Consider the following 14,801-nt stretch of genomic DNA (forward strand, 5'->3'; position numbering starts at 1 on the left):
ATATACGTGGGTCATATGTAACAAAATTACAGGTGGCACATTGCAAACAGGGTGTTTATGTAAGAAAATAGGGTTGATATAACGATTCATTCTCTTTTTTTTGATTTAATCTGACATTAGGACAATTTACATATGAGACCATGGGAGGGATTCGGATGATTCTAACCGTGTATTCCGGCCGCGAGGAAGGAGAATGGTTCGACATCGATGTTCCGGATGAATGCACCATTGAACATTTGAAGACATTACTTGGCGTTCGCATTTTCGGACAGGCACCGGGAGACGGCATTCAGTACATCCTTGAAGCCAAGTTTCCGGAGGGGCTGTGGTTCTCTCCGCAGAACGCACAGCAGTTAATGGAAACAGGGCTGCGGCAAGGCAGTTGCGTACGTGTCCAGCGGGCTTTTTCAACGACTTCGGAAGAAGCGCCTGTATATGGGAGACGTTCATTATTTCAAAAGGACAGCAACGAATAGGGCTTTTGAACGTATACATTCTATTGAACGAACTAAAGGAGGTCTTCTCTTCGTGAATGTGTTATATCAGCGTTCTCCAAGAATGACACCGGTTCTCAAGGAAGAAGGACTCGAAATACTCAGGCCTCCAACAGAACCGAGCAAACCCACGTTTTCCATGATATCCATTATTGTGCCGATCATGATGACCATGGTCAGCATTGGTTTCTACGTATATATCAATATGACCGGCAAAATGGGCAACAGCAATTATATGATGTTTCAGATGATGACGGTCATGATGATGCTTACTTCTTACACCATTCCATTCTTCGTGTATCTGAGCAACAAGAAATCATATCGCAAAAAATTGGAAGAACGAAAAACAATGTATCTTGCCCAACTGGACAAACACCGGGAAGAACTGAAAGAAGCTCAGGCGGAGCAAGTGAAGAGCCTGTATGAAATTCATGGGGATCCGGGTGTGTGCCTTCAAGTGGTGAAGAACCGGAACAGTTCCTTGTGGGAGCGTTCACCAGAGGATGATGATTTCCTTCAGGTGCGCATTGGTACGGGAGAGATTCCATTCCGTATCAAACTTCAGGTTCCACGGATTGATGGTTATGAGAAGGATGAGCTAATTGAAGCCGCCCATGAACTTGCGGGTGAATTTCAGACGGTACCGGATGCTTCCATTACATTGCCTTTGTTCCAATCGAAGGTTATGGGACTGGTCGGTGATCGAGAGGAAGTGCTTGCTTCCCTGCGAGTCATCATCTCACAACTGACGGTACGTCACTCCCCGGATGAACTGAAGCTTGCTGCTTTCTATGAAGAAAAGGACAGCAAGGAATGGGATTGGCTTCGCTGGATGCCCCATATCTGGGATGAAGACCAGGGACAACGCTATATGGCCGACAGGCACAGCGGTGCGCATCAATTGGCGGACAGCTTGTTTTCCGTGTTGAACCGGCGCCGCAACAATAAGGAAGACCGCTACAAGAAAAGCATACAAACGCCGTGTTACGTTGTGATTCTCTCCGATACGCAATTAATTGAAGAAGAACCGTTGCTCCCACTGCTACTGGAATCGGCTCAGGACATCGATGTATGCACCATCATACTGGCTAATCGCAAGGAGTCTCTACCAATGCATTGTCAGTTGATTATGGAAGCCTCCAAAGGCAAAGGGGTATATATCAAAAAAACGGAAGATGCGGATGTTATTCAACAAACGTACAAGCCTGATGTGATCTCGAAGGAAATGGCAGAGGCGCTTTCCCGTTATATGTCACCGATCCGGTTAAAACGGTCATCTGCATCAGATATCCCGCAAGTGCTTCCGTTATTCGATATGCTGAGCACATCACGCGTGGAAGATCTGGATGTGGTATCCAGATGGGGGCAGACGAGATATCCGGACACGCTGCCCGTACCAATGGGTGTACGAGCTGGAGGCAAAAAAATAGCGATAAACCTGCATGACAAAATTGAACGTCAGGGTCATGGTCCCCATGGTCTGATTGCAGGTACAACCGGTTCAGGTAAAAGTGAAGTCATCCAGTCCATCGTAGCTTCACTGGCTGCTGAATTCCATCCGCATGATCTGGCCTTCATGCTGATTGACTACAAAGGTGGCGGTATGTCCAATACATTTGTTGATCTACCTCATGTGGTAGGGACAATCACCAATCTGGATGGAAATCTGATCGAGCGGGCGAATATCTCACTTCGTGCCGAACTGGTCAGAAGGCAAAAAATATTAAATGATGCGGGAAATCTCCAGCACATTGATGAATACTATAAAATTCTGCGTTCCAGACATGAGCAACCGCTCCCGCATCTCGTCATTATCATTGATGAGTTTGCTCAATTGAAACGGGACCAGCCAGAGTTCATGGATGAACTGATTAGTATCGCGGCCATTGGCCGAACACTTGGGGTTCATCTAATTCTGGCAACCCAGAAGCCAGCCGGTGTTGTGGACGATAAAATATGGAGTAATTCGCGCTTCCGGATCTGCCTTCGCGTACAGAGTGAGGGAGATAGCAGGGACATGATCAAGATTCCAAATGCTGCCTGGATTACGAAGCCTGGTCGTGGATATTTTCAGGTGGGTAGTGATGAAGTATTTGAAGAAATGCAATTCGCCTGGAGTGGTGCACCGTATAACCAACAGGAGGATTCAACGACGGTATTGCCTGTCATGGAAGTACGCCTAAACGGTAAGCGGGAGCCCCTGTTAACGGGAGAGCGCAGAGCCGTTCTCAAAGGTGAAGATGTTCCGAAACAGCTTCAAGTATTTATTGATTATGTTGCTCAGTCTGCAGCGGATGCGGGCATCCGTCGGTTGCCAGGACCATGGTTGCCACCTTTACCAGAAACACTGGAATGGGAAGGTCTTCAGGAATGGCAGGAAGAAGAGAATCGGGATCTGCTGCTTGATGGTGGGGCAAGTGGTCTGAAACCCCTGGTTGGTTTGCTGGATGATCTCCCCAATCAGCGCCAACAACCGCTCGCATTGCCTGTGGATCAAGGCCATCTGGTCGTTTACGGCATGCCGGGACTGGGAAAAACAACATTTGTTCAGACCTTGCTTATGTCTCTGGCCCGTTCTCACAGAACTGAGCCTTGGCATGGTTACATTATCGATATGGGCCGCATGATGAAGGACTTTGCAGGACTACCACAGATCGGTGGCGTGATGATGGCGGAGGAGGAAGACCGGATCAAACGGTTATTCCGTTATATCCTCAAGCTGTCAGCACAACGCAAAGATATCATCTCGGAGGCGGGTGTTAAAACGATCTCGGCCTACCGACGGACAGCTCATGCGGCTGTCCCGCAGGTTGTGGTGGTTATCGATGGTTATCTTTCATTCCGCAATGCCTATCCGGAAGAAAATGAACTTCTGGAGACGATCCTGCGTGAAGGCGGAAGTCTGGGGATTACCTTTGTACTTACTGCGAATCGGGTAACAGATGTATTTGAGAAATTCAGAAGCAATATTCCCAATGCGGTTTCATTTGAGTTATCTGATCCAAGTGATTATTATTATGCCGTGGGAAGACCTTCCAAAGCACCAAGCCAACTTCCGCCAGGAAGAGGTCTGGTCAAAGGGCAAGTGCCTCCGTTGATGTTCCAGGCGGCATTACCTTCTTCCGGGGCAGATGAAGGCAAACGTTCATCGGCATTGCGCCGCACGATCGCTGAGATTCGCCAAGGCTGGACAGGGGAAGAAGCACCTCAAATTGCTCCGCTTCCGGAAGAGATCAAACTCAAGGATCTGCTCATTCAGATAGGATCATATGGTCAGGCATGGGATACATCATCTGTAACTGTCCCTGTAGGACTGCTTACGGATGATCTTGAACCATTCCAGCTTAATCTGCGTGAAGGTCCACATTTCATGGTGACGAGTCCGATGGAAGGCGGAAAAACGACATTTTTGTTGACATGGATGTTATCACTGGCTTATCATGCTTCTCCGGAAGATGTACAAATATACACAGTAGATATGCGTTATGGCGCAGGTGGGCTGGGGGAAATCAGCAGTTTGCCCCATGTCCGTGGACATGTATCGCGAGAAGAACAGCTTGCACCTGTGATTCAACAGTTGTACGATGAAGTTCTGAAAAGAGGCGAGATTTCCGGTGGACCGGAACTTGTGCTTGTTATCGATGATGCGGACACCTTGTCCAAACAGCTAAACGATTTTAATGTAAAAGATCAATTGGGAGCGATTGTTCGTCAAGGAAGGGATCGTGGTGTACACGTGATTCTGTCCGGGGTTCCGGCAGACTTCCCGACCTTCGGTTCGGATTGGGTAACGGATGTGAAGGCTTCCCAGAGCGGAATGCTGTTCGGGACTTTAGACCCTAACGATCTCTCGTTCTTCCGTATACCTTATTCGGAATCCGGAGGTAGTTCAGGTGGGCTGAAGGTACTGCCTCCAGGTCAAGGTTATTATGTAAAACGTAAATATTCCAGGGTTAAAGGTGCAGTTCCATGTGATGACAGCTGGAAAATGACCGATTGGATTTCTGAAATTCGTGACCGATGGCATGTTGTAGTTTGAGGGGAGGTGGCTCATAATGTTGACGGTTCATGATTCTAAGCAAAAGGTAGTCACGTTGCAAACAAAAGAACTTTTTTTCCTGGCGGGTATTCTCGGTTCAGACCGACTGCTTGGTGTGGAAGATCCGTTTCGCGGCTATATGGCGGAGGATATCGCGATGGAGTGGGAGCGTGTGAAAACCTCCCTGCTTGACAAAGGATATCTGATTCGGGATCAGGATACCGATGAGCTGATCATGACACCGACCGTTTTCTCCAGGGTAGCCATTGCCGGATTGTCCGACAGAGCTTGTTGGATTCGATACACGATCAACGGCAAGTCGTATGAAAGTTATATACATTGCACGGATGAGCGGGTCGTTGAAGTTTCCCGTGTTGACGACGTACCGGACTCGTTCCGGCTTAGCGATCTGGGAAGTGTTCGTGAAGCCATTGATGTTCTGATAGAGCGGATGAAATGGAGCGGCCATTCTCCTGCGGAGAAACCGGCACTAATGTGCTCCAAGAAAAAATTTTATGATGTCATGAATGAGCTTGAGAACAGCGGGGTACAGACCGTAGCAGATGAACTCGCACAGGAGACAAGTGATCCTGAGGGCTCGCTTGCGCTGGCACGCTGTCTGGTGGGTAAGGAGTCAGATGGGGAGCTTCGTTTGCTCGTATGGAATGAAGACGGGTGGAAGTCGCAGTCTGCAGCATTTGCTGCAAGTGCGGTATCCAATTGGTTGTTCCGGATGAGCACTGCGGCTTCAGATGATTGGCTAGTTGCAGCACTGACGACTAGAGAACAGTTTCACGAGATGCTGCTGGACTGGCTTAAACAGCCTGCAGGGGAAGAGGAAAGGTGATGGTAAATGCGCATTCGTGTGGAACCGGATGTGCTTCGGGCACTGAGCAAGCAGATTCAGTATGCAGCGGAGCAAATACAGCAAAAGATGACAGTGTTGGATCAGGCGATTCATTCGCTGGAGTGGGAGGTTGAATCCCGCGCAGCGGTGATGAGTGAATGGAATCACAGTAAACGACTGGGCGAGGATGCGCTTCGTCGATTAATGGACTTAAGCGTACAGCTGGGACGCAAAGCATTGTTATTCCAGCAGGCAGACATGGAGTATCGTTCCGTGCTGAGTCATGTGAACACAGCCTATGGTAATGCGGTCAATATGCTGAATGTTCTTCAGAACAATCGTACAGGAGAAATCATGCCTGCACATTCTGCAACTGTAGCTGTAGTATCCGATCCCCTTTCCGCAATGGCGGCCGTATATCGTGTACAGGATGCCGCACCGCCTGATGGCTCCCCTGCTACATTGGTTCAGGCCATGCAGCCTGAGCCGGTAGCATGGAGATTCACTGATCCTTCCTTTCGGGGAAGAAGAGGAACCGAGCCTGTGGTTTCCTGAAAAGGGTGAATAAAAGTAACAGCAGGAAGTGAATTTTTTTGTAAATAGGCTGTTAGGAGAAGTTTCAAGGACTGAAAATGGGGTAAATAGGATTAGGTCCTTCGACTTTTGTTCGATCGATCCTGGTATAGTACAATTTGAACAAGTCAAAATTTAATTGCACAAACCAAGGAGGAATTTACCAATGGCAGGACGTATTTTAGTTACCCCAGAGCAGCTTGATCAGGTTTCCAACCAATTTAAACAAAGCGGTGAGCAAAGTCAGCAAATCGTATCCACATTGACTCAATCCATCACAAGCATGGAAGGACAATGGGAAGGTATGACAAAGCAACGCTTCTTCCAGGAGTTCCAAGAAGCTAGCAAACAAATGCAATCGTTCGTTCAAACGCTGAACAGCATCAGCGCTGAACTTACAGCTATTGCTAACAAATTCCGTACAGCTGACCAAGCTCGTTAATCTGCTTTACATAGATCAGGCCGAGTTGAAGTCTGAATTCGCCCTGAATCATTGGCGGGTAGCAAGCTGAAGATGTATAACTACAGCAAAAACCGGGCGTTGTCACAACACCCGGTTTTTGCTGCAACTATGACACTAGGACAGAGAGAGGGATAAGCATGTCTTTTCAACCGAATCCCGGGGATGAAGTGGTGATTAACGACATTGCCTATACGATTGGGCAACATCCGGCTGCGCCGGGTCTAGCTTATGCCCAAGCTGGAAGGCAGGGGATTGTTTATCAGTTGTTACCCCGAAACGGTTCCCTTCATGGGGCCAAAGCACTAAAAGTATTTTTTCCTAAATTCCGTATTCCAGCTATGGTATATCAGTCTGAGCATATGGAGTCTTATAGTGAACTGCCAGGTTTGCAAGTATGCAAGCGTGATGTGCTCACTCCGGAAAGAAACGGAGCGCTCATTGGAAAACATCCCGATCTGTTATATGCGGTGTTGATGCCATGGGTGCAAGGTCAGACCTGGTTCGATGTGATCAGTGATCAGAGACAGTTGACGGCTGAGGAGAGCCTGAAGCTGGCCAGAGCGCTTGCTGGGACGGGTTCGGCCATGGAACAACGTGGACTAGCTCATTGCGATATGTCCGCTCCCAATGTAATGATTCCGTTTTTTTCCGAAGTGGAGAACCTGGGGAAGACGTCTGCGGTAGAACTTGTGGATGTCGAGCAGATGTACGGTTCCAAGATGGATCGTCCGGATGCCCTGCTTGCCGGGTCACCCGGTTATGCAGCCCATCGCACAGTGCACAGCGGTTTGTGGAGTTCATATGCTGACCGATTTGCCGGAGCTGTTATCATTGCTGAAATGTTAAGCTGGTCGGACCCTGTGATTGTAGAGAAAGCGTGGGGCGAAAGTTATTTTGACCAGCATGAAATGCAGACGGTGAGTGAACGGTATTATGCAATGCGGGAGTCCCTTGAGAAGCGTTGGGGTTCCAAACTGTCCGATCTGTTTATTCGAGCTTGGGAAAGTCACGATCTGAGCAGTTGTCCAACGTTTGGTGAGTGGTATGTTGCATTGGCTGCGGTAGACGTGGATCAGGCCAATGCGGCAGCTGCTGCATCGTCGGAAGAAGAAGCTGGCAATCCGTCCGAAGCGGATGGGATTCTGAAGGAGAGCTCAGAACCGGTAAGTGAACCTGGGAATACGCAAGAGGGGGACATTCCCCAAACGCCGCACTCTCCCGATCAGGAAGCGATTGTGAACCGTCTGTTCTTACAGGCAAGATCCTTGGAGGATGAAGATAAACCAGCTGCTGCACTGGAAGTGTATCGTTCGCTGTATCATTTCATTCCTCATAACAGCGCGATGCAGATGGAAGTGGAGGCTGCAATCAAGGAACTGGACGCCAAGCTTAATCCAAAAGAAGACACAGATAAGCCTGTACCTGTGCCATTCTACCGATCCAAGAAGTTCATGATTTCTTCCGCTGTGCTTATTGTATTGCTGGCAGGTGGTGTTCCAACGGTCAAAATACTGGCCGATCAGGCAGAAGTGAAGCAGAAAGAACAGCAGGAAGCTACACGACTGGCAGAGGTCAAGGCTGCGGAAGAGGCTGAAGCTACAAAGGCAGCTGCGATCAAGCAGCAGGAAGAGCAAGAGAAGCAAAAGGCCGCAGAAGCTGCAAAACTGGATGCTGAGGAAAAGAAAAAGCTTGCTGAAGCCAAACAGAAGGAAGCAGAAGCGAAGAAAAAAGAAGAAGAACGCAAGGCATTACAGGCCAAGTACGACAAACAGGCGAAATATGAGGCCTATCTGGTGAAGCAGGAACAGCAGAAGAAAGAAGCTGCCAAGAGAGCACAGCAGGAGAAGTACGATAAACAGGCAAAATATGAAGCTTATCTGGTCTGGAAAAAAGAGAATGATGCCAAGCTTGCAAGACAGGAAGCGGAGCGTAAAGCGGCAGCTGAAGCTAAACGTCAACAGGAGATTGCTCAGAAAGCCGCGCTCAAGAAAAAACGTGCCGAGAATGTGGTCACGTTGATTGCTCATTACAATAAAACGTATAACGCACAAAAAGGCAGAAAAATTGAAAATGCCGAAGCGTATGCCCGTGATTTTAAAAATCTATACAATACCGATGCTGCTTATTTCAAAGGAGTCGGCAAAGTGGCCGCTCGAATGAGTGCCATTAACAAATTCCTGAGCAACACCAGTTATACGTTGCCTAACTTATAAAGTAATTGACGGAGGTGACTCATCCTAGATGAACTACACAATTCAAGCATCACAGCGTACACCTGCACTCATTATCTATTTAATTGATATTAGCGCCTCCATGAACATGGTTCTGGAAAATCGTCGGCGGATTGACGTCGTCTATGATGCCTTATCTCTCGCGATACGCCAAATGGTATTTCGGTCCACCAAGGGAAATCGTCTGACACCTCGCTATCGCATAGCCATATTGGCTTACAGCGATGATGTATATGACCTGTTGAACGGCATCAAAGGAATCGACGAGATCGCTGCAGTTGGATCTTTGCCTGACCTGACCCCGAAACGGTTCTCGGACTCGGCAAAGGCTTTTCTGCAGGCGGAAAAGATTCTCCAGGCCGAAATTCCGAATATGCAGGATTGTCCTGCTCCACTTGTGTGCCATATGACCGACGGGGTAGCCACAGGTGAAGATCCCGAGCCTATTGCGAAAAGAATCATGGGCATGAGTGTACCAGATGGCAATGTGCTGGTGGAGAATATTTTTATATCCGATCATCTGCTGGAAGGGCCGATTGCTGAACCTAGAAGATGGAAGGGAATCTCTTCTGAAACAAATCTACAGGATGAGCATGGAGAGAAGCTGCGGAATATGTCTTCCGTTCTGCCCGAAAGTTATCGGGAAATGCTTGTTGAAGCTGATTATTTGCTTGCACCCGGTGCACTCATGATGCTGCCAGGTACATGTGCAGAATTGGTATCGATTGGATTCCAGATGTCCGCTGCTACGCCTGTGAGATAGGAGGGGAATCATGAGAGCAATGCGTTTGGCAACATTGTCTGCTGGAGATAAGGGGGGCCATGCCGAGCAGCGGCATGGCAACTTTCGCTATGTGAGTGTACAGACGGGAGAACAGCCACTAACCCGCTATCAGGGCACATTTAAGTGCAGATATGGTTATGGCAGAGCGGCTGAGACGGTACATCAGGGAGATACCGGACAGGACTTTGCTGCGGTGCGTATGAAAGGGAATATATGTAATTTCGTACTGTGTGATGGGGTAGGCATGAGTTATCTGGGAGACTTTGCAGCGCGTTTTCTGGGGAATGCTTTACTGGATTGGTTGGAAGCGACGCAACACCCGACAGAAGAGGGCGTTGAGCGACTGCTTCGGGATCTGACCCTTCCTGCATCTGAGCAGCTGGAGAAATTACAGCCGCTGGAAAGCTCTCCTTTGTTGCTGCGTGAAGTGTTGATGGAAAAGCGAAGTCGAGGCAGCCAGGCCATGTATGTGTGTGGACGGATTGAGCTTACGGGAGGCGGTCGCAAAAGTCGGGTGTGGCTTGCTTGGCAAGGAGATTCCCGTATTCGCCTGTGGCGGAACGGCCAGGAAGATTCTGAATTATTTCAGACTCACTGCAAGACCAATGAGCGTTGGTCTACACTTGAAGGCCCTCTTGGTGGTAAGCCGCACATTTACGAGACCAAAGGGTCCGCCAACGATTCACTGCGTCTTCAGTTATATACGGATGGATTAAACGACTTGGATGCGATTCAGGCCTATGTCCCCGATGAACACATTCAGGTACTGCTGGATGCTACACATACCGGCGGTCTTGAAGATGATGCCGCTTTCATTGAGCTGGAATGGTGAGCGCCGGATATCAAATTGTGCATTGATCCGAGTGATGCTGTGACTTTGTTGAAGTCCAAACGTGAAAAAACTTGTTGGTGTTGATTTAAAAGACACTCTTTTTGGGTAATCTTGTGAAGAATTGGCTAATGATAGCTTCAATGTACATTCTTACATAATTGCTAAAATGAAGGAGTGGAATGGATAATGACACAACATAACGGCAAGTCACGGTTTCAAGGCAAGGTTGCGATTATTACCGGAGCAGGCTCAGGTATTGGGAAGGCGACTGCGGTCAAGCTGGCAAAAGAGGGTGCACATGTTGCATTGTTTGATCTGGTGAATGATCGGATCTCGGAAACGGAAGCAGAGATTAATGCGCAGCACCCGGGTGCGGCAAGAGCATTTGATGTTGACATCTCCGACCCGGCACGTGTGGAAAAGGCTGTGCTGGAAACCGTTGAGTTATTCGGCGGTTTGGATATTGTTTTTGCCAATGCGGGCATTAATGGTGTATCAGCACCTATTGAGGAAATTTCGGTTGAAGATTGGCAGCAAATTATCACAACCAACTTGAACGGCACATTTTTCACCGTAAAATATGCTTTGCCTCACGTGAAGAAACGGGGTGGCGGCAGCATTATCATTACAAGTTCGATTAACGGCAATCAACGCTTCTCAAGCTTTGGCATGTCGGCGTACAGCACATCCAAGGCAGGACAGGTTGCTTTTGCAAAGATGGCTGCGCTTGAGCTGGCGAAGTTCAAGATACGTGTGAACGTGATCTGCCCAGGAGCGATTGCGACGAATATTGATCAAAGTACGGTCAAAACGGATGATCTGCAACAGATCATTATCCCGATGGAGTTCCCGGAGGGACAGCAGCCGCTTGCGGACGGACCGGGTCAGCCGGAACATGTTGCCGATCTGGTAAGTTTCCTTGCATCGTCCGAATCCAGACATATTACCGGAGCAGAGATCGTCATTGATGGTGCAGAGTCATTGCTCAGCTAAGTGAGCATACGGGATAAATTTCATTTTTACTAAGGCGTGTCTTAGGGTGTGTCTGCGATAGTCGTTCCTCTGGAACGGCTTTTTTTGTTATAATGCTAACATTCGAATAGAGATACTGAAAAGCAGTAGGGTACATTCATTAGGAGCGATTATATGCATATAGAGTTACCGATACAAGAGGTTATTCCGGAGTTAAGACAATTATTTCGGGATCAAGATACAGGGGTGTTAATTGCAGAGCCCGGAGCGGGAAAAACAACTGTTGTACCGCTGGCTTTGCTGGAGGAGCCATGGGTCGCGGGACGGAAAATCATCATGCTGGAACCCCGAAGACTCGCCGCGCGTTCGGCTGCATCAAGACTGGCAGCTACGCTTGGGGAAAAAGCGGGGCAGACTGTAGGATATCGTGTGCGCATGGATACCCGGGTGAGCCAAGGGACACGTATCGAAGTTGTGACGGAAGGGGTATTGACCCGAATGTTGCAGCAGGACCAGGGTCTTGAGGATACGGCCATGATTATATTCGATGAATTCCATGAGCGTCACTTACATGGAGATTTGGGTTTGGCTCTGGCACTGGAATCCCGAGCGATGTTACGTCCGGATCTGAAATTGCTGGTCATGTCGGCTACTTTAGATCCAGATCCTGTCTGTGCATTACTGGGCGAAGGTACAAGATCGATTCATTGTCCGGGACGTACGTTTCTAGTGGATACACGATATGTGCCAAGACCGGTATCTATGCCACTGGAACAGTTCACGGCTCAGACGGTCAAGAGAGCATTAGCCGAACAGGAGGGGGATGTGCTTGTTTTCCTTCCTGGCGCAATAGAGATACATCGTACAGAACGGGAGCTATCGAATGCTTCTCTGCCTGCACATGTGAACGTCTATTCTCTTTACGGCAGCATGCCCGTGGAACAACAGGATGAGGCCATACGTCCTGCGGCTGAGGGTTCACGCAAGGTGGTCTTGTCCACCTCGATTGCGGAATCCAGCCTTACTCTCGCTGGAGTGAAGATTGTGGTGGATGCAGGGCTGAGCAGAGCATCGGCATTCTCGCCGCGCACGGGTATGAGCCGGCTTGTCACCCTGCCGGTGTCCAAGGCGTCAGCCGATCAACGGCGGGGTCGTGCGGGGCGAATTGCCCCGGGGGTGTGTTACCGGCTATGGAGCGAAGAGGTTCATGGGGGGCTGCCTGAGGCAGCTCGCCCGGAGATCACCTCCGCGGATCTTGCGCCGTTGGTGCTGGAGCTTGCCGTCTGGGGTGTCCAGTCCCCAGCAGAGCTGCAATGGCTGGACACCCCGCCTGACGCCGCCTACGGCCAGGCACAGGCGCTGCTGCGCCAGCTGGGCGGCCTGGATGACGCAGGCCGCGTCACGCCCTTCGGGCGGCGGATGAACATGCTCGGCGTGCATCCGCGACTGGCCAGCATGTTGCTCCGCGCGGCGGAGCTTGGGCTGGCCAGCTACGCCAGCATGCTGGCGGTACTGCTGCAGGAGCCTGCCGGCCTCCGCAGCAGTGCAGGCGCGGGCACGGACCTGCGCCCGCGCGTAGAGGCGCTGCTGACCGCGGACAGCAGCGGCATGCCGCAAGCGGCAGCGGCTGCCCTAGACGGCGCGGCCGTGCGGCGCATGCTCCAGGAGAGCCGCCAGCTGCGCTCGGCGCTCGGCCCGGCGGCCGATCCGGTACGGCCGGATGAAGACAGCTGCGGATTGCTGCTGTCCTTCGCCTATCCGGACCGGATCGGGCAACGCCGGGAAGACGGCCGCTATCTGCTGAGCAGCGGCCGCGGCGTACGGCTCGCAGCGACAGAATCGCTGAGCCGTTCAGCGTATCTGGTCGCAGCCGAGGCAGACGACCAGGGCGCAGATGCGCGTATCCTGCTGGCTGCGCCGTTGCAGGAGCAAACATTGTTACAGGCAGCTCAGCACCTGCTGCACGATGAAGTGCAAGTGGCCTGGGATTCCAATACCCGCAGCGTGCGAGCCCATAAGAGACTTCGTATTGGAGCCCTTGTGATGAAAGAGAGCAGTATTGCACAGCCACCTGAAGATCAGGTGCTGGAAGCATTGTTGGCCGGAATACGGATGGAAGGGCTGGATTGTCTGCCATGGACTAAAACGTCCAGACAACTTGCGGACAGGCTGCGGTTCCTGCATCTCCATCTACCTGAGTGGCCCGACCTGATCGAAGATGATCTGACCGAAGAGTTGGCTGAGCATCTTACACCTTATCTGACAGGCATGCGATCGGCAGCCGACCTCAAGAGATTGTCGATGCAAGATGTATTGCTTGGTGGTCTGAGCTGGGGGCAACGACAACAACTGGACGATGAAGCTCCGACGCATATACAGGTGCCCAGTGGATCGCGTATTCCCGTGGACTATAGCCGTCCCGAGGCTCCTGCTCTGGCGGTGAGATTACAGGAGATGTTTGGACAACAGGAGACACCGCGTATAGCTGGTGGGCGAGTCCCAGTGACCATTCATTTGTTATCGCCGGCTCAGCGACCTGTACAGGTCACACGAGATTTGGCCAATTTCTGGCGTGAGACCTACTTTGACGTCAAAAAAGATCTGAAAGGACGTTATCCGAAGCATTATTGGCCGGATAATCCACTTGAAGCCGTGGCCACTAATCGGGCCAAACCACGGGGGAAATAGATGAATGATTTCGTTTTTTTTAGATATCAACACCAGGTTCCCGAAGGGTGCATTACATCAGGCTTAGATTCGGATGAACCACAACAATCCGTATTGTAACTGATCGAATCATACTCTACCTTAACTAAGTAATCACCTTCTAATCAGGATGTGTCTCCAAACTCGCTGACCGCATAGTGAACTGTCTTTTCGTACCGTGTTACGTCAATTTTCCTTTTCGCCACTTGCTGCGTCACTTTGCCTTTTCGACTGCTGCGTTTTTAGGCTTGGCGTGCCCTCGGTTCGCTTGTGGCAAACTCCCGGCATGGGACGAAATTCGGGCAAAAACTGCTTTTTTAGAGGTTGAAGCACGTCCCGGTGTGTTTTCAAACCTAAAGAGAGTCGGGAGGGGCACTGGATGGATAAGATGTTTTGGAACCGCCATCCTTCAACCTATGATCGATCGACCATGAATCGGAGGCTAACGAACCTGTGACGTCTTATTCAGTGATTTGAAGCGCCCGCAACATTCTAAGGAATCTGAAACACGTTATAGTTGAACAACAAGCCATTTAGAGCGTCTTTTCCAGGTGATTTTGATAAATAACGTGTCTCATGTTCGTTACAAAATAAAATAGGACCGAAAGGCCAAATAAGACGTCCTCAGTTCCTTAGAAAATTTCCGTAGAACATCCCTTAGAAAATCTCCATAAAAAATCGTCTGGATAACTGATAACTGGCAGGATTACACAGCCTCTACTTCAATATGATTTGGCCCCGGTCATATTCTGCAATGTATCACCAGAACATGGATTGGAGCGCTAATGAACCTGTGACATCTTATTCTGCGATTGGAAATGCCCGTAACATTCTAAGGAATCTGAAACTCGCTATCGTTG

The 14,801-nt window shown here is 49.8% G+C and carries 10 protein-coding genes; all 10 read left to right on the forward strand.

From position 1 onward, the window contains the following. Nucleotides 1–155 precede the first annotated feature (155 nt). Complete coding sequence (locus NLBNIHML_RS29085) at nt 156–476, forward strand: hypothetical protein (protein ID WP_339241711.1); 321 nt, start codon at nt 156–158, stop codon at nt 474–476. Nucleotides 477–528: 52 nt separating this feature from the next. After that, the gene (essC, locus tag NLBNIHML_RS29090) at nt 529–4,533 is read left to right on the forward strand and encodes a type VII secretion protein EssC (RefSeq protein ID WP_339260510.1); all 4,005 of its coding nucleotides are present in this window, start codon (nt 529–531) and stop codon (nt 4,531–4,533) included. A 16-nt stretch (nt 4,534–4,549) separates the two neighbouring features. Continuing rightward, nucleotides 4,550–5,380, forward strand: coding sequence for a hypothetical protein (locus tag NLBNIHML_RS29095; protein WP_339241715.1), 831 nt, complete (start codon nt 4,550–4,552; stop codon nt 5,378–5,380). A 6-nt stretch (nt 5,381–5,386) separates the two neighbouring features. Then, complete coding sequence (locus NLBNIHML_RS29100; protein ID WP_339241716.1) at nt 5,387–5,935, forward strand: WXG100 family type VII secretion target; 549 nt, start codon at nt 5,387–5,389, stop codon at nt 5,933–5,935. A gap of 184 nt (nt 5,936–6,119) precedes the next feature. Then, complete coding sequence (locus NLBNIHML_RS29105; RefSeq protein WP_017689071.1) at nt 6,120–6,395, forward strand: WXG100 family type VII secretion target; 276 nt, start codon at nt 6,120–6,122, stop codon at nt 6,393–6,395. Nucleotides 6,396–6,553: 158 nt separating this feature from the next. Continuing rightward, nucleotides 6,554–8,629: a protein kinase family protein gene (locus tag NLBNIHML_RS29110; RefSeq protein ID WP_494353336.1), complete on the forward strand. Its 2,076-nt coding sequence runs from the start codon at nt 6,554–6,556 to the stop codon at nt 8,627–8,629. A 28-nt stretch (nt 8,630–8,657) separates the two neighbouring features. Then, nucleotides 8,658–9,410, forward strand: a complete 753-nt coding sequence (locus NLBNIHML_RS29115; protein WP_076330724.1) for a vWA domain-containing protein — start codon at nt 8,658–8,660, stop codon at nt 9,408–9,410. A 10-nt stretch (nt 9,411–9,420) separates the two neighbouring features. Further along, the gene (locus tag NLBNIHML_RS29120) at nt 9,421–10,263 is read left to right on the forward strand and encodes a hypothetical protein (protein ID WP_494353337.1); all 843 of its coding nucleotides are present in this window, start codon (nt 9,421–9,423) and stop codon (nt 10,261–10,263) included. A gap of 186 nt (nt 10,264–10,449) precedes the next feature. Next, complete coding sequence (locus tag NLBNIHML_RS29125; protein WP_339241720.1) at nt 10,450–11,256, forward strand: SDR family oxidoreductase; 807 nt, start codon at nt 10,450–10,452, stop codon at nt 11,254–11,256. Between the two features lie 153 nt (nt 11,257–11,409). Next, the gene (gene hrpB, locus NLBNIHML_RS29130) at nt 11,410–13,923 is read left to right on the forward strand and encodes an ATP-dependent helicase HrpB (RefSeq protein WP_494353338.1); all 2,514 of its coding nucleotides are present in this window, start codon (nt 11,410–11,412) and stop codon (nt 13,921–13,923) included. The last annotated feature ends 878 nt before the right edge of the window (nt 13,924–14,801 follow it).

This window comes from Paenibacillus sp. JNU01 (assembly GCF_059130585.1).